Origin of the sequence: Staphylococcus sp. HMSC069E10 (genome assembly GCF_001809205.1) — a bacterium.
Classification (GTDB): Bacteria; Bacillota; Bacilli; order Staphylococcales; family Staphylococcaceae; genus Staphylococcus; species Staphylococcus hominis.
In genome coordinates this window covers 178551-202817 of record NZ_KV796477.1, presented here as the reverse complement: position 1 = coordinate 202817, position 24267 = coordinate 178551, and the positions used below count along the sequence as shown (strand labels likewise).

The window sequence follows — 24267 nt, the reverse complement described above, 5'->3', positions numbered from 1 at the left end:
TTACCTCCCTAAAATTGTGCTAACTCACGCATTTTTTTTAATATCTTATCAGGATTCATCATTACTTCATTTTCTAAGTTAGGAGAAAATGGCATTGATGGAACATCAGGACCAGCTAACCGCATAATTGGTGCATCTAATTCAAATAAACAATGTTCGGCTATGATTGCTGAAACTTCAGACATAACACTACCTTCAAGGTTGTCTTCAGTTACAAGCAAAATCTTACCATTTCGTTTAGCACGTTCAATAATCGTTGTTTTATCTAATGGATAAACTGTTCTTAAGTCAACTACTTCAACATTAATGCCATCTGCCTCTAAAATATCGGCTGCTTGAATACAATAGTTAACACATAAACCATAAGTGAAAACTGTAATATCATCACCTTCACGTTTAACATCAGCTTTACCCAAAGGGATAGTATAGTAAGAATCGGGTACTTCTTCTTTTAAAAATCGGTATGCTTTTTTATGTTCAAAAAATAATACTGGATCATTTGATTCAATTGAAGATAATAATAAACCTTTCGCATCATATGGAGTTGAAGGAATTACAATTGTTAATCCAGGTGTAGACGCAAAGATACTCTCAATACTTTGAGAATGATATAAACCACCATGTACGCCACCACCAAATGGTGCACGAACAGTTAAAGGACATTGCCAATCGTTATTAGAACGATATCGCATTTTAGCAGCTTCACTAATAATTTGATTAACTGCTGGTAAAATAAAATCTGCGAATTGAATTTCAGCTATAGGGCGTTTGCCAAGCATTGCTGCACCAATTGCAGTACCGATAATATTTGATTCTGCTAAAGGCGTATCAATTACACGCAGTTCTCCATATTTTTCTTGCAAACCACGTGTCGCACCGAATACACCACCTTTTCGTCCTACATCTTCTCCTAATATAAAAATATTATTATCTTTTTCTATAGCCAAGTCTTGTGCATTTTGAATGGCTTCTATATAACTCATTTTAGTCATTGAAAATATCTCCTTCCGGATCATACACATATTGATATGTTTCTTCTACATCTGGATATTGAGCATTTTCAGCATCTTTTGTAGCTTTATCTATAATAGATTTATGTGCATTATCTAATTCGTTTAACCAATCTTCATCAATAATGCCTAAATCGAGTAATTCATTTTTGAATTTAAGATTACAGTCAGATGTCTTGAAAGCATCTCTTTCTTCTTTAGAACGATATGTATCATCATCATCAGAAGAATGAGGAGTCATTCGAGTAGTAATAGCTTCAATCAACGTTGCTCCTTCGCCATTAAGTGCCCTTTCTCTTGCTTCTTTCATTGCTTTGTACATCGCAATTGGATCATTTCCATCTACAGTTTCTCCATGAATACCATAACCTATTGCTCTATCAGATAGATGCGTTGCTGCATATTGTAATGAATCAGGGACTGAAATTGCGTATTTATTATTAATAATTACACATACAAACGGTAATTTATGGACTCCAGCAAAATTCAATCCTTCATGAAAATCTCCTTGATTAGAACTACCTTCTCCTACAGTAGCAGTTGCTATATTAGATTGTTGATTCATTTTTAATGCTAATGCTGCGCCTACTGAGTGAGGGATTTGTGTTGCTACCGGAGAACTTTGAGATAAAATACCTTTTTCTCTATGACTAAAATGAGAAGGCATTTGTTTTCCTCCAGAATTAATGTCATCCTTTTTACCGAAAGAAGCTAACATTGTATCATAAGGTGAAATCCCCATATATGTAACGAAAGCTAAATCTCTATAATACGGAGATGAAATATCTCCTTCTTTCATTGCATACGCCATACCAATTTGAGTGGCTTCTTGTCCTTGACCACTTACTACAAAGGGTATTTTTCCAGCACGGTTAAGTAACCATAGGCGTTCATCTAGTTTTCGTCCTAGGTCCATCCATTTATATATTTCTCTCAAATCTTCATCTGTAAGTCCCACAGATTTGTAGTCAATCATTTTACTTCCTCCTTTAAACGTGGATCGCTCTGTTTTCAGCCTTTAGCCCAAGTTCCATCAATATTTCAGACAATGACGGATGTGCATGAGTCGTTAATCCTAATTCTAATGTTGATCCATTCATAAATTGTAATAAAGCAACTTCATTTATTAACTCTGTGACATGTGGGCCTACCATACTTATTCCAATAATATCTCCATTATCTTTATTTAATATAATTTCACAAAAACCACGTTTATTTTTAGTTTCTTCAATAACTGCTTTTCCAATAGCATTAAAAGGAACTTTATAACTTGTTGCCTTAATATTTTGAGATTTAGCAGTTTCTATATTTAAACCGATAGATGCGACTTCTGGATAAGTATAAACACATTTGGGCATTAAATGATAATTCACTGGAAGCGGATGATCATTAAACATATGTTCAACTGCAGTGATTCCTTCTTTAGAAGCTACGTGAGCTAATTGTAATGTTCCGATACAATCACCTGCCGCATAAAGATGCTTATCACTCGTTTGTTGAAATTCATTTACTTTGATATACCCATGAGTATCTAATTGAATTTTAGTATTCTGAATACCAATATCACTTGTATTAGGTACACGACCTACTGCAACTAATATTTTATCAACTGTAATAGTAGTTTTTTCATTTATATTTATTTGAATGACATCATTTTTATGTATGATATTCTCTTCACTTAGTTGGCAATCCTCAAAAAATTCTACACCTCGTTCAATTAAACTATCTCTTAAAAATGTAGAAATGGATTTACTGTCAGAAGGTAATATACGTTTACCTGCTTCAATCACTTTAACATTTACATTTAAATCAGTTAGTAAGGAAGCAAATTCAAGGCCAATCACACCGCCCCCGACAATAGCAATACTGTCTGGAAGTGTATCAATTTGTAATATATCATCGCTCGATAAAATATTCTGATGATTAATTTCTAAAAATGGTAATGTTTGAGGACGTGACCCTGTAGCGATAAGTACAAATTGATTTGGAAGTAACTCTGAGCTGCCATCTTCGTATTCAACAGAAATTGTTCCGCTTTGTGGAGAAAATATAGAAGTTCCCATAATACGTCCTATACCATTATAAATATCAATATGATTTTTTTGCATTAAACTTTGAACGCCATTATGCATTTGATTAACAATATCCGTTTTTCGATTCATCATTTTTTCAAAATTAATATGTAAATCGTTTGTGTCTATACCAAATTCTGAAGATTGTCTAACAGTACGAGTCACTTCAGCAGATTTAAGTAGCGCTTTAGTAGGAATACACCCTTTATGTAAACATGTGCCACCTAATAAAGATTTCTCTACAATTGCTACCTTTTTTCCTAATTGAGAAGCACGAATCGCTGCTACGTATCCTGCTGTCCCACCACCTAAAACAACTAAGTCATATTGTTTTTCAGACATTTTGCTACTCCTTATTAATCAGATTTAAAGGTTAGAATTGAAAAGTGTGAATAAACAATTTGAATATAAAAAATAACATTATACTCAGTATGTTCTATTTCTTTTCGACATCCAACCTTAATTTAAATTATTCAATTATAAACTATTTATGATTTTGAGCAATCATTTCTCTAGCATTTTCTCTTGTTAATTCAGTTACACTTGCTCCAGAAATCATACGAGCAATTTCGTCAATTTTATCTTCTTTTTTTAACTCTTTCACTTGAGTTGTTGTACGATCATTCTTAGTCATTTTACTAATTAATAAGTGATGATCACTCATAGAAGCTACTTGCGGTAAGTGAGATATACAGATAACTTGAATATATTTTGCAATATCTCTCATTTTTTCAGCCATTTTTTGAGCTGCTTGACCAGAAACCCCCGAATCAACTTCATCAAACAAAATAGCAGTTTGACCTCTTGATTCAACGAATATACTTTTTAACGCTAGCATAATACGAGAAAGTTCTCCGCCAGAAGCTATTTTATTTAAACTTTTAAGTGGTTCTCCCTTATTAGGACTAATTAGAAACTCTACAAACTCAATTCCTTCTATTGTAGGAGTTTCTAAGGGCTGAAATGAAATTTCGAGGTTAGCATCTTTCATTTGTAAATTTTGAATTTCAGCCACGATATGATCCCGTAACGTTCGAGCTACAATTCGTCTTTCCTTCGATAATGACTGTCCATATTTTATTACTTTTTCATAAAGCAAGTCAATTTCTTCTTTTAATTGAGAAGTACTTTCTTCATAATTTTCAATCTTAGAAATTTCACTTTCTAATTTAGATTGATAAGTAATAAGTTCATCAATAGTTTTACCGTACTTACGTTTAAGATTATTCAGTAAGTTCATTCTAGATTCTAATTCATTAAGTAATTGTTCATCAAATTCAGTATTTGACATTTCATCGTATAGTTCGTGTTTAGCATCCTCTAAGGTATAGTAGAACTGATCAATATCTGCTTTAAGTTTTTTAAATCTACCTGGAATAATGTCATCAATAGTTTGTAAATGATTACTTAATTCATATAAACGGTCGGTGATAGCATGTTCATCTGTAAGTGTGACATGCGCATTGTTTAATGCTAAACTTAATTTTTCAGAATTTTGGATTCGTTTTATATCAGATTCTAATTGAGTAATTTCACCTTCTTTTAGAGAAGCTTCTTGCAATTCCTCAAATTGAAACTTCATTAAATCAAGACGTTGCAATAATGCTTGATCAGCAGACTGTAATTCTTCAAGTTCTTTTTTCTTTTCTTTATATTCATTAAATGTCGTTTCATATTGTTCTTTAACACGGCTATATTGATTTTCAGCATAATCATCTAATAATTTTAAATGATATTTTTGTTTTAATAACGTTTGCGTTTCATGTTGGCCGTGTATGTCTAAAAGTTCTTGCATCACTTTTCTTAGATCTTGAAGCGTAACAATTTGATTATTAATACGACAAATACTTTTTCCCGAACTAAAAATCTCTCTTTTTACTAATAGAAAGTCTTCATCAATATCAATATCTAACTCATTTAAAACTGAAATGGCCTCTTTACTATTATCAATATCAAAAATCCCTTCGATAATTGCTTTTTTCTCTCCATGTCTTACAAAATCAGAAGAGGCACGCATACCAATAAGTTGGCCTATTGCATCTATAATAATTGATTTACCAGATCCAGTTTCACCACTAAGCACAGTTAAACCATCAGAAAAATGAATTTCGAGTTCATCTATAATTGCAAATTGCTTTATTGATAAGGTTTGTAACATAGATTAATCGCATCCTTATAATAAATTGAAAATTCTTGTTTTAATTGTATGACTTGCTTCTTCATCTCTGCATATTAATAGACAGGTATCATCACCACAAATAGTTCCTAATACTTCATCCCAATCAATTTGATCTAAGATTGCTCCGATAGATTGAGCATTACCAGGAAGCGTTTTTAGTACGAGTAGGTTTCCTGTTCCTTCAATATTTACAAATGAATCCATTAAGTATCTACCTAATTTTTCTAAAGGATGGTACTTTCTATCGTTGGGGAGGCTGTATACATATTGTCCTGATGAAGCAGGTACTTTAATTAATTGCAATTCTTTAATGTCACGAGAGACAGTCGCTTGAGTAACATTTAGGTCGTATTCATTTAGACGTTTTACAAGTTCATCTTGTGTTTCAATTTGTTCACTTGAAATAATCTCTCTTATTTTTATATGTCTTACAGATTTTTTTGCCATTATGAACACTCCTATTTTCGAATATTTATACAATGATTTTAACACAACGTTATTTTAACTACTACTAAAGTTATCCTTTAGAAAGGTTGATTTGAAGAAAGATATTATTATTTATGATACGTATTATCATATTTTCTATTTAAATTTATATACATTTATGCATTATAAATCATTAAAAGTAGATTACTAAAACAAAAAACTCTTTAAAGATTATTGTTTTAGTAATCTTTAAAGAGAAAAACTCTAACTATTAATGGTCACGTGAATAAAATAAATCTACAATTTCTAGAAGCGGTTCAACATCATATTGTGATTTCAATTGATTAATTGCATCTATTGCAGCATCTTTATGATATTTTAGTTTTTCTTCAGCGCCTGATTTACCAAGTAAAGAAACATAAGTACTTTTATGGTTTTCTACATCGCTTCCCACTTTTTTACCCAATTTTTTCTCGTCACCATAAACATCTAATAAATCATCTTTTATTTGAAACATTAGGCCTAAGTGTTCACTGAAACAATCTAATGTATTTAAAGTTTCATCATTTACATTGGCAATATCCGCAGCACTTAAAATAGAAAATTTTAAAAGAGCTCCAGTTTTTGCCTTATGAATTTGCTCTAGAGTATGTAATTCTATTGGAGTATTCTCACTATCCATATCTAAGGTTTGGCCACCGACCATGCCGAGATTGCCACTATCATGTGCTAGTCTTGAAATAACTTTTACTTTTGTTTCAGCTTCTAAGTTTTTATCATTTGCAATTAGTTCAAATGCTTTTGTTAGTAAGGCATCTCCCGCTAAAATCGCTTTCCATTCTCCGTACACTTTATGATTTGTTAATTTTCCTCTTCTAAAATCATCATTGTCCATTGCAGGCAAATCATCATGTATAAGTGAATAAGTATGAATCATTTCTAATGCCAGTGCGGTTTGTAACCCTTTTTTATAATTTTCATTTAACACTTCTAAAGTGAGTAATACAAGCACTGGACGAATTCTTTTACCACCAGCATCAAGTGAATATTGCATACTTTCCTCTAGTTTAGTATTTAATGGAGACGATTTTATAATACCGTCAAGATTATTATTTATAATTTCAATCAATTCATTCATTGATTTCTTCAACATCATCTTCATCCTTTGTTTCTTCTTTGATTAATTGATTTACTTTATTTTCAGCATCTTTCAAAGTTTTGTCACAAGCAGATGATAATTTCATACCACGTTGATATAAATCAAGAGATTCTTCTAATGAAACAGTTTCATTATCTAACTTTTGAACTATACTTTCTAATTCTTTCATCATTTCTTCAAAACTTTGTTGTTCTTTACTCATCTTCACACCTTACTTTCTTAACTATAGCATCTATATTACCGTCTTTCATTGATAATGTGATTTCATCTTGTTCATTTAAATCGTGTGTGCTTGTAATGACTTTATTATCCTTATTAACAATTGAATATCCTCTTAACATTGTATTAGTTGGACTAAGTTGATTTAATTGCTCAATTTTATTTTTTAAATTAGCTTTATTATGATTAATTAAGTTATATGTTAAATTTATTAATCTATTTTCATTATTACGGCTCATTTTTTGATATTGTACAATTAAATCATTTAATCTTCTTATATTAAAATGTTGACGCAATACAGTGATATTGTTTCTATTTTTTTCAATATTTAACGTTAAACGTTGTGTTAGTTTTTTCTCTAAATCGTCTCTTCGTTGAATCTGTTGATCATATAATAATGTAGGTTGCTTAAATTTATAATATGATGACAAATAATCTAATTGTTTATGTTGTTTTTCTACTAGTTGTTTAATACTTTTAGTAAGAGAAAATCGATACTGATGTATTTGTTGAATGAGTTCGTACTGATCTGGTGTAGCGATAACAGCAGCTTGAGTAGGTGTTGCTGCTCTCATATCTGCTACAAAATCACTAAGAGTAAAATCAGTTTCATGTCCTACAGCTGAGATAATTGGTGTATGACACTCATATATAGCTCGAACAACTTCTTCTTCATTGAAATTCCATAAATCTTCAATAGAGCCGCCTCCACGGCCTAAAATGATGGTATCTACTCCTAAAGTATCTGCATACTTAATTTTTTCAATAATGTCATTTTTAGCATTAATACCTTGCACTAATGTACTAATTGATATTTTTTCTACTAGAGGGTATCTACTATCTATGGTAGTGTGAATATCTCTGATTGCTGCTCCAGTATCAGCTGTAAGAATAGCAATTTTTTTAGGAAATCTAGGGATTGCTTTTTTATGATTTTGATTAAAAATTCCCTGCTTATTTAGTTTTTCTTTTAATTGCTCTAGCTTTTGGTATAAATTTCCTATACCATCAATTTCCATTTTATTAACATAAATTTGATAATTTCCTCTACGTTCATAAACTGAAACTCGAGCTTCTAATAAAACTTCGTCTCCTTCTTTAGGATCAAATGTTAGTTTAGAAGCATTTCCCTTAAACATCATAGCACTTATCACACTAATTTTATCTTTCACATTAAAATAAAGATGACCACTAGAATGTTTTTTAAAGTTTGAGAGTTCACCTTTTAAGAGGATAGATTGTAAGTGGGGATCTTGATCAAATTTATATTTAATATATTTAGTTAAAGTAGAGACACTTAAATATTCTGACATGATTCATCACTCAAATATGTTTATTTTATATTACTTAAGACACCGTTTACAAATTTATAATGACCTTCATCACTAAATTGTTTTGTTAGCTCTACTGCTTCATTAATGATGACTTTAGGGGGCGTATCACTATGAAGCAATTCAAAGGTAGCCATTCTTAAAATAATACGATCCGTTTTTAATAATCGTTGTATAGACCAGTCTTTTAATTTTGGTTCAATTGTTTGATCTAAAACTTGTTCATGATCTTTCACTCCTGTAACAAGCCAATGAATGAACTCAAAATCTAAGTCTGGATAATCGTCTTTTATAAAATTTATAGCTTCATTGATTGTTAAATCTGTATTTTTCATTTCTAGTTGAAACAATGTCTGAAATGCTTGTTTTCTTGATTCTTTACGACTCATAAGAAACTCCTTTGTATTATGGTAACTTTGATTTATTCAGCTGTAATGTGCATGATATGAATGTTAATTTCTTTGGGTTCGATAGCAGTCATTGTTTTAATGGAATTAAAAATAGAAGTCTGAATTTTACTTGCAACTTTAGCTATTTTTATTCCATGTTTAATAGAGCAATAAACATCAATATGAATACCATCATCTTTAGTATTAACTTTTAAATTTTTATTTAAATTTTTACGACTTATTTTTTCAATATTACTCTTTCTTAGTTCATAAAAATGCCCAGTCACTCCTTCAACTTCAGAAACAGCAATACTTGCTATTACTGAAATAACTTCTGGTACAATTTCTACTTTACCTAAATTAGCATGTGAATAATCTGCTACATTTACCATTGTTTTATCCTCCTATTCACTCTCAGCCATAATATTATACTTTTCTAAAAAGTTTGTATTATAATCTCCAGATTTAAAAATATCATTATTCATTAATTTAAGATGGAATGGAATTGTTGTATCTATTCCTAGAATTAAATATTCACTTAGTGCTCGAATCCCAGTCATTATTGCTTCATCTCTGGTAGGTTCATGCACAATCAATTTTGCTACCATTGAGTCATAATAAGGTGGAATCGTATAGTTTGTATAACATGCTGATTCGATTCTTACTCCGTATCCTCCTGGCGCAAGATATTGTGTAATTTTACCTGGTGAAGGCATAAAATTTTTATAAGGATTTTCAGCATTAATTCTATATTCAATGGCATGGCCATTTATTGTAATATCATCTTGCTTATAAGGTAGCGGTTCTCCCATAGCAACTTTTAATTGCAATTTCACTAAGTCTACACCGGTTACCATTTCAGTAACTGGATGTTCTACTTGAATTCGTGTATTCATTTCCATAAAATAGAATTTATTTTCATTTAAATCATATATGAATTCTATAGTACCAGCATTTTCATAATTCACTGCTTTAGCTGCGCGAATAGCGGCTTTACCCATCTCTTTACGTTTTTCATCTGTAAGTATTGGCGAAGGTGACTCTTCTACTAATTTTTGCATACGTCTTTGAATTGTGCAGTCACGTTCGCCTAAATGAATTACATTACCGAATTGATCACCAATCACTTGAATTTCAATATGACGGAAATTTTCAATGAATTTTTCTAAGTATAATCCACCATTACCGAAAGCTGTTTGCGCTTCTTGTTGTGTCATACGGTAACCATTTTCTAAATCGTTCTCATTTCGTGCAACGCGAATTCCTTTACCTCCGCCACCAGCAGTAGCTTTAATAATAACTGGATATCCTATCTGTTTAGCCACTTTTTTAGCATCTTCAATCGAATCAATTAATCCATCACTTCCTGGTACTACAGGCACGTTAGCTGCTATCATTTCAGCTTTAGCTACATCTTTAATACCCATTTTTTGAATGGATTGATAACTTGGTCCAATAAATTTTAATTGGCAAGCTTCACAAAGTTCAGCGAAATCACCATTTTCTGCTAAAAAGCCATAACCTGGATGAATTGCATCACATCCTGTTGAAGTCGCTATAGATAGGATGTTTGGAATATTTAAATATGAATCTTTAGACTGAGTTGGACCGACACAATATGCTTCATCAGCGATTTGAGTATGTAATGCATCTTTATCTCCCTCAGAATATATAGCAACAGTTTGAATACCTAAATCATGGCAAGCTCTAATAATTCTAACTGCAATCTCACCACGATTTGCGATTAATACTTTTTTCATTATTTCACCTTAAATAACGGCTGGCCATACTCTACCATTTGTCCGTCTTCCACTAAAATTTCAACGATTTCTCCTGTGACTTCTGCTTGAATTTCATTAAATAATTTCATGGCTTCTAAGATACATACAGTTGAATCATTAGTGACTTTATCCCCAACTTGTACATAAGCTTCCTCTTCAGGTGATGGAGATTTATAAAAAGTCCCTACCATCGGGGCATTAATTGTTTCGTAGTTTGACGTTTCATTTTCTTGGTTTACTTCACTAGTTTGAGATATTTCATTTGCCATTGGTGTTTGTACAGATGGTTGAGATGCCATCACTGTTGGTTGTTGTGAATATTGAGGCGTAATAATTTCAGTTTCTTTTTGTTTTTTTAAATTAACTACGCTACCTTTATTATCTTCTATATTAATTTCAGTTAAACTTGATTCATCAAGAATTTGAATTAATTCTTTAATTTCTTTAAAGTTCATAATTTAATGACTCCTCGACTTAGTTTTCATCTACCCGTCTATTTTACTTGAGTGTGAAAATCAATTCAAGCGTGTTCATTTAACTGAGATCTAACTTATGATTAAAAAAGTATATAAGTAATTATAATATAGTAAATTTATATTAAAACTTAGATACTAAAATATTGATTATTCTTTTTCATTATTTATATAAAAACAGGTTAATCCATAATTAAATATGCATTAACCTGTTTTAATTTAAAATTTTAAAATTATTAATTATGCTCTTGAAATGTAACTACCATCGCTTGTATTAATAACTAACACATCGCCTTCATTAACGAATAATGGTACATTTAAAGTATAACCGGTTTCAACTGTAGCAGATTTTGTAGCACCAGTTGCAGTATCACCTTTAATACCTGGCTCTGTTTCAGTAACTTCAAGTTCAACAGTTTTTGGTAATTCAATACCAATCGTTTCACCTTCATATGACTGAATTTGAACTTCCATATTCGCTTTTAAATATTTTAATTCATCTTTTAAGTAATCGCCAGATAATTCTGTTTGATCAAATGTTTCATTATCCATGAAGACATGAGTATCTCCATCAGCATATAAATATTGCATACGACGATTTTCAATCATCGCTTGTTCTACTTTTTCACCAGCTCGGAAAGTTTTTTCTTGAATAGCGCCTGTTCTTAAATTACGTAATTTAGAACGAACAAAAGCAGAACCTTTACCTGGTTTTACGTGTTGGAAATCAATTACTTTCCAAATTCCATTATCTACTGAAATAGTTAAACCTGTTTTAAAATCATTAACCGAAATCATTCAGTTTCCTCCTCAATTATACGCTTACTATAAAATAATAAGGTCTTTTGTGCATTTAGTAAAGACTTCACACCCATTTTCAGTAATTAAAATGTCATCTTCTATACGCACTCCACCAAGACCATCTACATAAATACCTGGTTCAATAGTAACACAATTATTAACTTGAACTGTATCATTAGTATTTTTAGATAATACTGGACCTTCATGAATATCCAAACCAATACCATGACCTAAAGAATGACCAAATTCATTACCATAACCATGTGCTTTAATATAATCTCTAGATAATGCATCAACTTCCTTAGTTGTCATACCTGGCTTGATTTCTTCAATTGCCTTTATTTGAGATTGAAGCACGATATTATAGATTTCTTTCAATTTTTTATCAGGTTCACCAATCGCAAATGTTCTAGTAATATCTGAACAGTATCCTCTATAATATGCACCAAAGTCAAGAGTAATCATGTCACCTTTTTCGATTACTTTATCACTAGCAACTCCATGAGGCAAAGCCCCTCTATAACCAGAAGCAACGATTGTATCAAATGATGGACCATCAGCGCCTAGTTCTAACATTTTACTTTCAAGCAATGCTTTTAACTCTCTTTCAGTCATTCCAACTTTTGCAATATTTAAAATGTAGTTATAAGTATCATCCACGATCTTAGCCGCATATTTTATTTTAGCGATTTCTTCAGGTGATTTAATTTCTCTAATTTTTTCAATGGCATTGCCTATACTTACGTACTTCGTATCAATTTGGCTTAATTCTTGAAACGTATCATAGCTAACTAAATGACCTTCAAAACCTACTGTTTTATACTGCTTGTTTTTTATAATTTCTTTTATCTCATCAATAATCCCACTACGTCGATTTACAATTTCAAAGTGAGTGGCTTGATTTGTGGCTTGTTCAATATAACGGAAATCTGTAATCAACTTATTTTCATTATTAGAAATGATTAAAGCGCCACTTGTTCCAGTGAAATCAGAAATATAACGTCTATTATAGTCAGATAATATAACAAGAGCATCAAGATTTTCACTTTCTAATATATGACGAACTTTAGCTAATTTATCCATTTAACCCACTCCTTGTATAACGTTTGTACATTTTTATTATATACATTAAAATAATAACATACTTAAAATATTAAAGATATTTTGATTTAGGGAGATTTACATGAAAAGATTATTAACGATTTTAGGAGCTTCTTTGTTTTTGGTTGGCTGTGGCTCTCAAAATTTAGGACCTTTAGAAGATAAAACAACTAATTTAAGAGATGAGAATCATAATTTAAAATTAAAAATTCAACAACTAAATCAAGATATAAATAATCAAAAATCTCAGTTAGAAGCATTAAATAAAGATAAAAAGAATGTATCTAAAACTGTTGATAATAATAATGAAGCTAATTTTTTACAAGCTTCTTCAAATTATTATCAAGATATTGCTAAGATTATCGATAAATTTAATCAACTTGATTTAAATAAAACTAAAAAAGATGATAAAAATCAAAATCTTGAAAAGCTAAATTCATTATCAAATGATATAGATGATGCCTATAGCAAATATAAAAGTGATACAGATAAAAGTAATATATCAAATGATAATACTAACGAAGATAAAACTATTAAACAAATAAACAAAAATCTTCAATCTGCTTTTAAAGATATTAAAAATGGCTATGAATCTAACAATAAAAAGAAAATAAATCAAGGTAAGATGAAGTTATCACAAATTAATGTTTCTAGTAGTTCATAAAATAGGAGTTTTTTAGTTGAAAAATATTATATTTTATTTCGTTTTAATTATAGCAGCTATAGGTTTACTGCTAAATCTAAATATTTTTGTAATGTCGTTCATGAAAACAATTTTCACACTTATAATGATTGCTCTTATTATTTACTTTATCTATTATTTCTTCTTCCTTACAGAAGATCAGAGAAAATATCGAAGAGCAGTCCGAAAATATAAAAAAAGACAAAGAAAATAAAAACAAGGAGGTTCAAGAGTATTAGTACTCTTAAGCCTCCTTGTTTTATATCTATTTTTTATATAACCACTCTTCTGAACGATATTTTTCTTCAAGAACTTTTACTTCGGCTAATTGATTTTCAGTTAGAGATAGTGGTTTAAATTCGATATTTAAACCTTTTTTAAATCCTTCTTCAAATGCTTTTTCCATTTCTTCAATAGAGATGTGTCTATCTGATATATCATTTATTGCTACAGCTTTATCTACAAAAGCTTTTTTCATTTTTTCTTTCAAGCGATCATTCTTAAAAATAAACATATCAAATAATTCGTCTACACCTACATCTTGAAGTAGTGACCCATGTTGAAGAATAACACCCTTTTGACGTGTTTGTGCACTACCTGCAATTTTACGTCCTTCAACGACCAATTCATACCAACTTGGGGCATCAAAGCAAACGGCACTTCTTGGTTGTTTTAATTTTTCTCTCTCTTCTTTAGAACGTGGAATAGCAAAATAAGCATCAAATCCTAATAATTTAAAGCCTTCTAAAAGTCCTTCTGAAATGACACGGTAGGCTTCAGTAATTGTAGAAGGCATATTTGGATGAGATTCAGGTACGATAACACTATATGTTAATTCTTTGTCATGTAGAACGCCTCTACCACCAGTTTGACGGCGAACTAAACCAAATCCTTTTTCTTTCACTTTATCGATATCAATTTCTTTTTTTAATCTTTGAAAATAACCTACAGATAAGGTAGCAGGATTCCAAGTATAAAATCTAACTACAGGATCAATTTCCCCTCTTGAAACAAAATTTAATAAGGCTTCATCCATTGCCATATTATAATAAGGATCATGGCTCCCAGTATTGATAAAATTCCATGTTTCAGTCATATAAAAACTCCAATCACAACTTAATTTATATAAATTCAACGTTAATGTTACTTTAGAATGTATTAGAAATATGAAACAATAAAAAATTTTTGATAAATTGAGCTAACACCTTTATAATTAATAATAACGGTTAATTAGGGAGGATGCAATATGAATGTATCTTTGATTATAGCATTAATAATTATAGTTTTAATAATCCTTTACATGGTTGGAAATTTCTTTCTTAATCGACGAGCTGTAACTGAACTAGATCAAAACGAATTTCATAAAGGTTTAAGAAAAGCTCAAGTCATTGATGTACGTGAAAAAGTTGATTATGATTATGGTCATATTAATGGTGCTCGCAATATTCCAATATCTATGTTTAGACAAAGATTTCAAGGTTTACGTAAAGATCAACCTGTATATCTTTGTGATGCAAATGGTATTGCCAGTTATCGTGCTGCTCGCATTTTGAAAAAAAATGGATATAAAGATTTATACATGCTTAAAGGCGGCTATAAAAAATGGACTGGTAAAATTAAAACTAAAAAATAATTATCAGAAATAAAACTCTCAAGAAATTTCTTGAGAGTTTTATTATTTCTGATAATTAAATCATTCATTAAATTATTTACAATATTAAAGTTTTTCTTGATGTAAATCTTCAAATTTAAGAATTGGTTTACGAGCTGCAGTTGTTTCATCCAATCTATCAATGATAGTTGTATGAGGTGCTTCTAATACTTTATCAGGATCACTTTCAACTTCATCTGCAATTTGAAGCATTGCATCAATGAAGTAGTCTAAAGTTTCTTTAGATTCAGTTTCGGTTGGTTCAATCATCATACCTTCTTCCACATTTAGCGGGAAGTAAATTGTTGGTGGATGTACGCCAAAATCTAGTAAACGTTTTGCCATATCTAGAGTACGGACACCATATTCTTTTTGTTTAGATCCACTTAAGACAAATTCATGTTTACAATATTGTTCATAAGGGATTTCATAACGATCTTTTAATCGAGCTTTAATGTAGTTCGCATTTAAGACAGCTGCTTCAGACACTTCTTTTAATCCTTGTGCACCCATTGTTCTAATATACGTATAAGCTCTTAAATAAATACCAAAGTTACCATAAAATGGTTTTACTCGACCGATTGAATTTTCAATATCATTATCATATTTAAATGTATCACCGTCTTTAATCACCATTGGTTTTGGTAAATAACTTGCTAATTCTTTTTTTACGCCGACTGGGCCTGAACCAGGGCCACCACCGCCATGAGGACCTGTGAATGTTTTATGCAAGTTTAGGTGCACAGCATCAAATCCCATGTCTCCAGGACGAACTTTATCCATAATAGCATTTAAGTTTGCTCCATCGTAATAGAGTAACCCGCCTGCTTCATGAACAATTTCACGGATGTCCATAATATTTTTCTCAAAGATACCTAAAGTATTTGGGTTAGTTAGCATAATAGCAGCAGTATTTTCATTAACGACACGCTTTAAGTCTTCGATATCAACTTCACCGCGTTCATTAGATTTAACAGTTACTGATTTAAATCCGGCAAATGAAGCTGATGCAGGGTTTGTACCATGTGCAGAGTCTGGAACAATAACTTCATTACGATGGCCCTCACCATTTTTTATATGATATGCTTTAAAAATCATTAAAGCTGTCCACTCACCATGAGCACCTGCTGCTGGTTGTAGAGTTACTTCATCCATACCTGTAATTTCTTTTAGTTCTTCTTGTAAACTATAAATAATTTCTAATGAACCTTGAATTTGTTCTTCCTCTTGTAGTGGATGAGATTCTGCAAATCCAGAAATACGAGCAACTTTTTCGTTGATTTTTGGATTATATTTCATAGTACAAGAACCTAAGGGATAAAATCCAGAATCTACCCCAAAGTTTTTATTCGAAAGTTCCGTGTAATGACGTACTAAATCTAATTCTGCCACCTCAGGAAACTCTGCTTTATTTTTACGAATAAATTTATTATCTAAAATACTCTCAACAGAGTCTGTTTTAATATCACTTTGTGGTAAAGAATATGCATATCTACCTTCTCTAGATCTTTCAAAAATTAATGGACTAGATTTACTTACTACCATTTAGCTCACCTGCTTTCTCAACAAATGTATCAATCTCTTCTTTCGTTCTTAATTCAGTAACAGCAATTAACATATGATTGTCAAAGTCTGATGAAGCTTCACCTAAGTCAAAGCCTCCGATGAAACCATGTTCTGCTAATTTTTTATTTACATCTTTGATAGGTTGATTAAACTTAACAACAAATTCATTAAAAGATGTACCATCTAGGACTTCAAAACCGTTGTTTTTAAATTGATTTTTAGCATAATTAGCATGTTCTAAGTTTTGAACCGCAATATCATAAATACCTTGTTTACCAAGAGCTGACATAGCAATTGAGGATGCTAAAGCATTCAATGCTTGATTTGAACAAATATTTGATGTGGCTTTATCACGACGAATATGTTGTTCACGAGCTTGTAAAGTAAGAACAAAACCTCTATTACCTTCATCATCTTGCGTTTGTCCTACTAATCTGCCAGGAACTTTACGCATTAACTTTTTAGTAGTAGCAAAGTAACCACAATGAGGACCGCCAAATTGAGTAGGAATACCAAATGGTTGTGTATCACCAACAACAATATCTGCTCCAAATTGGCCTGGAGGTGTTAAAACGCCTAATGCTAATGGGTTAGAATAAACAATGAATAACGCTTTTTTATTTTCAATATAAGAATGAATTTTTTCTAAATCTTCAATTGATCCATAGAAGTTAGGATATTGTACAGCAACTGCTGCAGTATCATCATCAATTGCTTGTTCTAATTTTTCTAGGTCAGTAATCGTTCCATTTAAATCAACTTCAACAATTTCAAATTCTTTTCTTACTTTAATATACGTTTTTAATACTTGTAGAGCCTGATAATGGAGACCTTTAGATACTACAATTTTGTTCTTTTTAGTATGATTAAAAGCTAATATACAAGCTTCGGCAAAGCTAGTTATGCCATCATACATAGACGAATTTGCGACATCCATTTGAGTAAGTTCACAAATTAATGTTTGGAATTCAAAAATTGCTTGTAGTTCACCTTGAGAAATTTCAGGTTGATAAGGTGTATAAGCAGTATAAAATTCAGAACGAGAAATCATAGCGTCTACTACTGCAGGTGTGTAATGATCATATACTCCTGCACCTAAAAAACTCACATGTGTTTCTTTAGTAATATTTTTATTTGCAATAGTATTCAATCTTCTTAAAAGTGAAGTTTCAGCTTCTGCACTATCTATATTCAAATCTCTATTAAGTAAAATATCTTTTGGAATATCTCCAAAGAGCTCGGTAATTGAATTTGCTCCAATTGTTTCTAACATTTCTTTTTTATCTTTATCAGTTAATGGTATATAACGATGACTCACATTGCACACCCCTTAGTTATTTTTCGATTTGATTTTTCTTAACAATTTTAGCTTTTAATTGTCTTTTACGAACTTGAACTAGTAATTCTTTACCTAACTCAAATTCATCACGATCAATGATAGCCATAGCAATTGATTTTCCTGAAGAAGGTGATTGAGTTCCTGAAGTAATTTCACCTATTTCTTTTCCGTCAAGATTCATTACTGTATAACCCGTTCTTGCAATGCCTTTATCTATAAGTTCTAAACCTACAGTACGTCGTTTTGACCCATTCTCTTTTTGATCTTTTAAAACAGATTTACCAATAAATTCATCTTCAATTAAAGGTTTAGCAGCAAAAGCAATTCCACCTTCATAAGGCGTAATTGATTCAGTGAGATCTTGACCATGAAGAGGTAAACCAGCTTCTAATCTAAGTGTATCTCTTGCACCTAAACCACAAGGTACAACGCCTTTATCAATAAAACCATTCCAAATGTCAACTGTATCATTTGAATTACAATAAATTTCAAAACCATCTTCACCTGTATATCCAGATTGAGATAAGATAACATTTTTTCCAAAAATAGTTACATTTTGTTTGAATTCAAAAGGCTTCATTTCACTTACATCAATATCAACAAGTTCACTTACTAAAGTTCTTGCTTGAGGGCCTTGAACCGCTAATTGACCATACTGTTCAGACACATTTGTTACAGTAGCATTAAATTTAGATTGATGTTTTTGAATCCATTCGAAATCCTTATCAGTATTGGCTGCATTAACAATTAATAAGTATTTGTTATCAGCAATTTTATATGTTACTAAATCATCAATAATACCACCCTCATCATTACATAAAGCTGTATATTGAGCTTTAGTTTCAGATAAATTAGTAGTATCATTCGAAAGTAAATATTGAACAAATTTACTAGCATTTTCACCTTCTATTAAAATTTCTCCCATATGACTTACATCGAACATACCTACTTTGTATCTAACTGCGTTATGTTCTTCTTTAATACTAGTAAATTGAACAGGCATAGCCCACCCACCGAATTCAACTATTTTAGCACCACTATTTACATAAGTTTCATATAATGGTGTCTTTTTTAATTCGTTTGTCATTTAAAAACCCCCTATTTTTTTATAAAAAAAGCAGAGTAGCAGAAGCTACCCTGTCTAAATAACAAATCCAGGACTGCGTAACAGTATTATCCTTTTGCCTGAGAGTTTCGTAGTTTACTTGCACCTTCGGCGATAACATGACATAATTTCAAAACAACTATAGAATCAGTTCAAGTTATTCTCTCTAATACTGATCATTCGCATGGTATATGATTTAAAATTGTTTTATATACACATTCAATTGTTTTACTACTATCTACTTTTTTGGATGCGATTTCATTATATCTTGAAACTCTCGATAAATACAAGTCTTTTAATTGTTTTTCACTTTTGTTTTTCGCATTTGGTCTATGTGGATCATTAGCAATTCTATTATAGATAATATCTATATCACAATCTAACCAAATAACTGTTTTATTTTTTAAAAGTGAGATAGAATTATCGTTTTCTATAATTCCTCCCCCGGTTGATATAATATCATATTTACCAATACAATCATTTAAATATTTATACTCTAACTTACGAAATCCTTTTTCACCAATTTCATTAAAAATATCTGGTATTGTTTTAAATTCTTTCATTTCTATATATGTATCTAAATCAATATATGAATAGTGTAATTTTGAAGCCAAATATTTGCCAATAGTACTTTTACCAGTACCCATAAAGCCTGTTAATATAAGTGGTAAATAAGAATGAGTCATCCTAATCACCTCTCTTAAGTTTATCACTTATTATACTATCATAATATATTTGAATATTATGTATTGTTTTTAATTTTATACTATATTGAGCAGAATAAGTAGATATAATTATCAAATATATACTAAGAATAAATAATGTATAGCTACTTATATATCCTTTCATTTTATAAAAATAAGTTTTTTTCATAGTAGTCGTTTTTATCACCTATTTTTAGTTTTAATTTTATGATGTTAGAAGGTAAAATTTGAAATTCTGCATTGATGACGTTATTTAGTAAAACGATATTGCCATTCCCATTAATTTTGTAAAATAGTTTGTTGTTTTTAAATTCTATATAATCTTTAGACGATTCATTATCAATGATAATTGTATGTTTATCCTTAATTATAAGGGCATGATGTTTTTTCGAAATAATTTGAGTTATATTTGTCTGAAAAAAAGCATATTCTGTTTGATAACTATTATATGACTCGTATAAATAGGAATGAGTCAATTTAATTAATTGAGGAAAAAATGTTAACATCATTGTTGTTAAAAATAATGAAACTAACATTTCTATTAAAGTGAATGATTTTAATTTAATATTTAACGCATGATTCGATTTCAGTTTCTTTGTGAAGTCCACATATTTTGTTGGAATAAAGTTTAATATGATAATCACCTAAATTTATACCTTTTGAAAGGGTTTTTTTATCATAATGGTTGATACTACTCATTATGGTTTGCTTGATTTCAATAATTTGGTATTCTCTTTTTAATGTATGATTTAAACTGATTAGTAGTGGAATTAAAGTAAAAACTATAGTAGTGAATATATACAAGCTAAATAAACTATCGATGAGTAACACTGCTTTAAATTTTAAAATATCTAATTCTTCCTTTTTCAATATTAATAATCAACTTATATTGATGTTGATTGATTTTCAATATTAAAGAGCCAAACTGATTTATTCTTCCTTCTTTATTAAAAGTAATTTTCTCTAAATTTCTAACTTCAACTATTTTTCCATCTTCAATATTGTAGTTGTACCGCCCACCATGTGCTTCTATTACTTTTATAATTGAGGAATGTTTTGAAATTAACAATGTAATAGATTGATGATCACGCATCGCTTTAGATTTAAAATATTCTAATTGATTAACAAATTGTGTTGCTTTTAAATCGTCTGACAAAGAAATATTGTTAAATACATTTACCCTTAAAGTTGCATTAAGTAAGATTGTTAAAATCAAAATGATTAACAAGCTCTCTATAAAAGTGAATGCTTTAATATTCTTACTCTGCAACTGCTTCTCCATTTTTAATACTGATAGTTTCTCCAGACTTACAAGATGATTGCCCTTGTTTTATAAACCCTTCAGTTACTAAGTCCTCAATAGAATTAGGAACTCTATTATGTTTTAAAGTATAAGCTTCAATTTGACTATTGACCATTTTCACTTGTGCTTCACATCCTGTTGATTGAATATGTGACATTTGTTTAGCTATATTCGGAATAATAAGAATGAGTAAAACACTAATTATTAATAGTACAAGTAACATCTCAATTAAAGTAAAAGCTTTTAATTTATTTTTGAATTTTTTCATAAAAAACCTCCATTTTACTTTACTTAATATTTTGCATAAGTTGGAACATGGGTAACATAATCACTAGATACAAGCTGACTATAAAGGCTCCTAAGAATATAAATACGATAGGTTGGATAATTTTTGACTGTTTTAAAGCTGTTTGTTGGAGCCTTTGAATTAATATTTGACAATACATTTTCAACTCAATATCTAATTTATTATTTTTCTCACCTTGCTTAATAAACTGTATTAAATCATATTGATAACATGGTATTTTAATCAAAATATTGGGTAAATTAATGCCTCTATTTAGTTCATTTTGAATAACGATACCAATATAATTCAAAAATGAGTTGTTTTGTAGATGAATGTACATATCTACGACTTGTTGAATACTAATACCATTTTTATAAAATAAAGCTAAATCATTAGCAAGTTGATATGTTTTTATAGTCGAATAATAAAAACGTACAATTGGTATGTAAGAAATGAATGTAAGTTTTTTGGATATATCTAATTTATTAAGAAAGATAAATATAATGATGGATAAAGTTAGTAAAGTAAAAAAAACAAAAAGAAAAATTTGCGGTAAATGACTAATTAAATATGTAATAATAGTTTGTGATAAATTGAGTTTAACATCCATCATTGAATACAGATGTTCAAATTGAGGTAAAACTGTATAATTTAATATACTTAACATAGTTATAAATATTGCAATTAAAATGATGGGATATTGAATAGCTTTTAATATTCGTTGTTTAGCTTGAAGATTTGTTTTTAAATAATTCATTGCTTCCTCTAGTGCTTCATTTATATTCCCATATTTCTGCGCAAATTGAATTTGAGTGATAATAGATTTAGGATAGCCTATTAATTCTAATATTTGATCGCATTCTCCTCCTGTTTTTATTATTTTAACTATCTTATTTGCTATATCTTTATTTTTATAATTAAAATACAAATTTATAAAATTAAAACTTTCTAATAATGTAAATCCACTTTTAAGTAAGTTATTCAAATTATTTAGAAGTATAATTTGTTGGTTTTCATTAAGAACTTTAGAATGTTTGTTAAATATATTTTTCAACCACATCTTCACATATAAGACCTTCTTTCGATAGCGATAACAATTTTTCTTTTAAATTATTAAATGTCTTAGGAAGCGTATGGTTATGTTCAAAAAAATATTGAATTTGATTATTTGTAATAGACTCACAAACAAGCTTTCTTTGATTTGAAGTAGTTGTAACTAATCTTTGATTTGAAATAACATTTATTGCTTGTGAAATTTCTTGAACACTAATCCCCATCTCTAACAATCTGAGTATTGCGCCCTTACAATTGCTTGAATGCATAGTAGTTAACACTAAATGACCACTTAAACTTGCTTGAATAACACATTTTGCCACTTCAGCATCTCTAATTTCACCAATTAAAATAACATCTGGATCACATCTTAATATTGCTTTAAATGAACTAACATAATCTATACCGGCTTTATGATTTACTGACACTTGTGTTATGCCTTTTAATAATTGTTCAACAGGATTTTCAATTGTAATAACATTTAAATTTAATTCTTGAAAAGCATAGAGTACTAATTGATACATCAAAGTACTTTTACCTGAACCTGTTGGACCAGTAAGTAAAATGAGACCTTGCTTTTTATTCATTAGAGATTTAAAGTCATTAAAGTCCTTATACTCTCTTTTAGAAGTGAAATATTGAGGGATAAGTCTAATAACACAACTTTCTATTCCTAATGACAAAGGTAAAGTAGAAATTCTTAAATAAAATATTGATTTAGCATGATAAGTATATCTACCACTTTGAGCTATTTGATGTGTTGATACATCTAAATTTGCTTTAAATTTCATATAAATTAATAATTTTTCATAAATGTCATTACTAAACATTTCATATGTCTCTAATATATCATTCACTCTGAATTTAATATGTACTTTATCCTCTGAAGGAATAAAGTGTACGTCACTTGCATTTTTTGAAATTGCTTTATTAATTATTTCTTGAAATAATAATTTCAAAAAAAACACCTCCTACATATATAAACGTAAGAGGTGTTTAAATTACTTTTTTATTGTCCATCTAAATATGGATTGAGTTGTTCGTCATCTACCGTAGTGTATTGACCATGACCTGGGAATAAAGGCAAATCTCCGTCTAATTCAAATAATTTATCCTTAATTGAGTCTACTAATGTTTCATAGTCTCCTCTATATAAGTCTGTTCTTCCAATACCGTTATTAAATAATGTATCTCCTACTACTGCAAAATCGTCAAAAACGTAAGTTAAACTTCCTGGCGAATGACCTGGTGTATGAAGAACATTGAATTTAAATTCATCGATTGTAAAATTACCTTCATCTAAAGCAATTGGTTGAGCTTTACTAGTAGTGAGTGGCATACCATATTGTTTAAATTTTGAAGAACCATTTTTTTCAGGATCAGTTAAGAAAGAAAATTCTTCTTTATGCATATAAACAGGTACATCATATTTGGATAATACATCGTCTAAAGCACCAATATGATCAAAATGAGCGTGTGTAAGTAGTATTGCTTTTAAAGGTTTATTGATTTGATTTAATTTCTTAAATATTTTATCAGATTCTCCAGCAGGATCAACTAATAATACACTGTTATCGCTTTCTACAAAATACGCGTTTGTATCAACTAATCCTAAAGATAAATTAGAAATTCTCATA

General features: G+C 30.0%; 28 protein-coding genes and 1 riboswitch. Of the genes, 3 read left to right on the top strand and 25 right to left on the bottom strand.

All coding sequences use genetic code 11. From position 1 onward, the window contains the following. Nucleotides 1-8: 8 nt before the first annotated feature. The 14 genes from HMPREF2561_RS04915 to HMPREF2561_RS04850 form a co-directional block, all read right to left on the bottom strand. Nucleotides 9-992 (bottom strand): alpha-ketoacid dehydrogenase subunit beta, encoded by a 984-nt coding sequence (locus HMPREF2561_RS04915; RefSeq protein WP_049420509.1) that lies wholly within the window; start codon nucleotides 990-992, stop codon nucleotides 9-11. Further along, nucleotides 985-1986 (bottom strand): thiamine pyrophosphate-dependent dehydrogenase E1 component subunit alpha, encoded by a 1002-nt coding sequence (locus HMPREF2561_RS04910; protein ID WP_017176258.1) that lies wholly within the window; start codon nucleotides 1984-1986, stop codon nucleotides 985-987. The genes HMPREF2561_RS04915 and HMPREF2561_RS04910 overlap by 8 nt, the downstream gene beginning before the upstream one ends. A 13-nt stretch (nucleotides 1987-1999) precedes the next feature. Then, nucleotides 2000-3424 (bottom strand): dihydrolipoyl dehydrogenase, encoded by a 1425-nt coding sequence (gene lpdA, locus HMPREF2561_RS04905; protein ID WP_048787742.1) that lies wholly within the window; start codon nucleotides 3422-3424, stop codon nucleotides 2000-2002. Between the two features lie 142 nt (nucleotides 3425-3566). Further along, complete coding sequence (recN, locus tag HMPREF2561_RS04900; RefSeq protein WP_049434811.1) at nucleotides 3567-5240, bottom strand: DNA repair protein RecN; 1674 nt, start codon at nucleotides 5238-5240, stop codon at nucleotides 3567-3569. A 15-nt stretch (nucleotides 5241-5255) separates the two neighbouring features. Further along, nucleotides 5256-5708, bottom strand: coding sequence for a transcriptional regulator AhrC/ArgR (gene ahrC / locus HMPREF2561_RS04895; protein ID WP_002449839.1), 453 nt, complete (start codon nucleotides 5706-5708; stop codon nucleotides 5256-5258). A 250-nt stretch (nucleotides 5709-5958) separates the two neighbouring features. Continuing rightward, complete coding sequence (locus HMPREF2561_RS04890) at nucleotides 5959-6840, bottom strand: polyprenyl synthetase family protein (protein WP_019835216.1); 882 nt, start codon at nucleotides 6838-6840, stop codon at nucleotides 5959-5961. Next, nucleotides 6818-7048, bottom strand: coding sequence for an exodeoxyribonuclease VII small subunit (locus HMPREF2561_RS04885; RefSeq protein ID WP_017176254.1), 231 nt, complete (start codon nucleotides 7046-7048; stop codon nucleotides 6818-6820). The genes HMPREF2561_RS04890 and HMPREF2561_RS04885 overlap by 23 nt, the downstream gene beginning before the upstream one ends. Continuing rightward, entirely contained in the window at nucleotides 7041-8378 is a 1338-nt protein-coding gene (gene xseA / locus HMPREF2561_RS04880) for an exodeoxyribonuclease VII large subunit (RefSeq protein WP_061544219.1), read from the bottom strand. Before xseA ends, HMPREF2561_RS04885 begins: the two co-directional genes overlap by 8 nt. 20 nt (nucleotides 8379-8398) lie before the next feature. Further along, nucleotides 8399-8785, bottom strand: coding sequence for a transcription antitermination factor NusB (nusB, locus tag HMPREF2561_RS04875; protein ID WP_061544220.1), 387 nt, complete (start codon nucleotides 8783-8785; stop codon nucleotides 8399-8401). A gap of 32 nt (nucleotides 8786-8817) precedes the next feature. After that, a complete protein-coding gene (locus HMPREF2561_RS04870) occupies nucleotides 8818-9177 on the bottom strand; it encodes an Asp23/Gls24 family envelope stress response protein (RefSeq protein ID WP_017176251.1) in 360 nt (119 codons plus the stop codon). A gap of 12 nt (nucleotides 9178-9189) precedes the next feature. Further along, nucleotides 9190-10545 carry an acetyl-CoA carboxylase biotin carboxylase subunit gene (accC, locus tag HMPREF2561_RS04865; protein ID WP_017176250.1) on the bottom strand — a complete coding sequence of 452 codons (1356 nt, stop codon included), beginning with the start codon at nucleotides 10543-10545 and terminating at the stop codon, nucleotides 9190-9192. Further along, nucleotides 10545-11021, bottom strand: a complete 477-nt coding sequence (gene accB, locus HMPREF2561_RS04860) for an acetyl-CoA carboxylase biotin carboxyl carrier protein (RefSeq protein ID WP_070468431.1) — start codon at nucleotides 11019-11021, stop codon at nucleotides 10545-10547. The genes accC and accB overlap by 1 nt, the downstream gene beginning before the upstream one ends. A gap of 258 nt (nucleotides 11022-11279) precedes the next feature. Continuing rightward, nucleotides 11280-11837 (bottom strand): elongation factor P, encoded by a 558-nt coding sequence (gene efp, locus HMPREF2561_RS04855; RefSeq protein ID WP_002449752.1) that lies wholly within the window; start codon nucleotides 11835-11837, stop codon nucleotides 11280-11282. Nucleotides 11838-11864: 27 nt separating this feature from the next. After that, the gene (locus tag HMPREF2561_RS04850; RefSeq protein ID WP_061544221.1) at nucleotides 11865-12923 is read right to left on the bottom strand and encodes a M24 family metallopeptidase; all 1059 of its coding nucleotides are present in this window, start codon (nucleotides 12921-12923) and stop codon (nucleotides 11865-11867) included. 100 nt (nucleotides 12924-13023) lie between these two features. Between HMPREF2561_RS04850 and HMPREF2561_RS04845 the strand changes: the two genes are divergently transcribed. Together HMPREF2561_RS04845 and HMPREF2561_RS10995 are read left to right on the top strand one after the other, a co-directional pair. Beyond that, nucleotides 13024-13605 (top strand): putative periplasmic lipoprotein, encoded by a 582-nt coding sequence (locus HMPREF2561_RS04845; RefSeq protein WP_017176248.1) that lies wholly within the window; start codon nucleotides 13024-13026, stop codon nucleotides 13603-13605. A 16-nt stretch (nucleotides 13606-13621) separates the two neighbouring features. Next, entirely contained in the window at nucleotides 13622-13837 is a 216-nt protein-coding gene (locus HMPREF2561_RS10995) for an SA1362 family protein (protein ID WP_017176247.1), read from the top strand. A gap of 51 nt (nucleotides 13838-13888) precedes the next feature. On the opposite strand, the gene HMPREF2561_RS04835 is transcribed toward HMPREF2561_RS10995, so the two are convergent. Further along, nucleotides 13889-14719, bottom strand: coding sequence for a lipoate--protein ligase family protein (locus tag HMPREF2561_RS04835; protein ID WP_070468429.1), 831 nt, complete (start codon nucleotides 14717-14719; stop codon nucleotides 13889-13891). A 150-nt stretch (nucleotides 14720-14869) separates the two neighbouring features. Between HMPREF2561_RS04835 and HMPREF2561_RS04830 the strand changes: the two genes are divergently transcribed. Then, nucleotides 14870-15256 (top strand): rhodanese-like domain-containing protein, encoded by a 387-nt coding sequence (locus tag HMPREF2561_RS04830; RefSeq protein ID WP_002449897.1) that lies wholly within the window; start codon nucleotides 14870-14872, stop codon nucleotides 15254-15256. 84 nt (nucleotides 15257-15340) lie between these two features. Here the strand turns inward: HMPREF2561_RS04830 and gcvPB are convergent, their stop codons facing one another. The 10 genes from gcvPB to HMPREF2561_RS04775 form a co-directional block, all read right to left on the bottom strand. Continuing rightward, on the bottom strand, nucleotides 15341-16819 hold the full coding sequence (gcvPB, locus tag HMPREF2561_RS04825; protein WP_061544222.1) for an aminomethyl-transferring glycine dehydrogenase subunit GcvPB: 1479 nt from the start codon (nucleotides 16817-16819) through the stop codon (nucleotides 15341-15343). Then, nucleotides 16806-18158 carry an aminomethyl-transferring glycine dehydrogenase subunit GcvPA gene (gcvPA, locus tag HMPREF2561_RS04820; RefSeq protein ID WP_019835697.1) on the bottom strand — a complete coding sequence of 451 codons (1353 nt, stop codon included), beginning with the start codon at nucleotides 18156-18158 and terminating at the stop codon, nucleotides 16806-16808. Before gcvPA ends, gcvPB begins: the two co-directional genes overlap by 14 nt. Nucleotides 18159-18174: 16 nt before the next feature. Then, nucleotides 18175-19266: a glycine cleavage system aminomethyltransferase GcvT gene (gene gcvT, locus HMPREF2561_RS04815; RefSeq protein WP_017176243.1), complete on the bottom strand. Its 1092-nt coding sequence runs from the start codon at nucleotides 19264-19266 to the stop codon at nucleotides 18175-18177. 76 nt (nucleotides 19267-19342) lie between these two features. Then, nucleotides 19343-19464, bottom strand: a riboswitch (glycine riboswitch). Further along, on the bottom strand, nucleotides 19461-19970 hold the full coding sequence (locus tag HMPREF2561_RS04810) for a shikimate kinase (protein ID WP_017176242.1): 510 nt from the start codon (nucleotides 19968-19970) through the stop codon (nucleotides 19461-19463). Its footprint overlaps the riboswitch before it by 4 nt. Nucleotides 19971-20134: 164 nt before the next feature. Beyond that, nucleotides 20135-20632 (bottom strand): competence protein ComG, encoded by a 498-nt coding sequence (locus HMPREF2561_RS04800; RefSeq protein WP_017176240.1) that lies wholly within the window; start codon nucleotides 20630-20632, stop codon nucleotides 20135-20137. A gap of 191 nt (nucleotides 20633-20823) precedes the next feature. Continuing rightward, nucleotides 20824-21258: a competence type IV pilus minor pilin ComGD gene (comGD, locus tag HMPREF2561_RS04795; RefSeq protein ID WP_049382010.1), complete on the bottom strand. Its 435-nt coding sequence runs from the start codon at nucleotides 21256-21258 to the stop codon at nucleotides 20824-20826. Further along, on the bottom strand, nucleotides 21248-21559 hold the full coding sequence (gene comGC, locus HMPREF2561_RS04790) for a competence type IV pilus major pilin ComGC (protein ID WP_017176238.1): 312 nt from the start codon (nucleotides 21557-21559) through the stop codon (nucleotides 21248-21250). Before comGC ends, comGD begins: the two co-directional genes overlap by 11 nt. Before the next feature lie 19 nt (nucleotides 21560-21578). Further along, complete coding sequence (gene comGB, locus HMPREF2561_RS04785; protein WP_048681721.1) at nucleotides 21579-22637, bottom strand: competence type IV pilus assembly protein ComGB; 1059 nt, start codon at nucleotides 22635-22637, stop codon at nucleotides 21579-21581. Then, complete coding sequence (comGA, locus tag HMPREF2561_RS04780; protein WP_049415532.1) at nucleotides 22615-23589, bottom strand: competence type IV pilus ATPase ComGA; 975 nt, start codon at nucleotides 23587-23589, stop codon at nucleotides 22615-22617. The genes comGB and comGA overlap by 23 nt, the downstream gene beginning before the upstream one ends. A 50-nt stretch (nucleotides 23590-23639) precedes the next feature. After that, nucleotides 23640-24266, bottom strand: coding sequence for an MBL fold metallo-hydrolase (locus HMPREF2561_RS04775; protein ID WP_017176235.1), 627 nt, complete (start codon nucleotides 24264-24266; stop codon nucleotides 23640-23642). Nucleotide 24267: the final 1 nt, after the last annotated feature.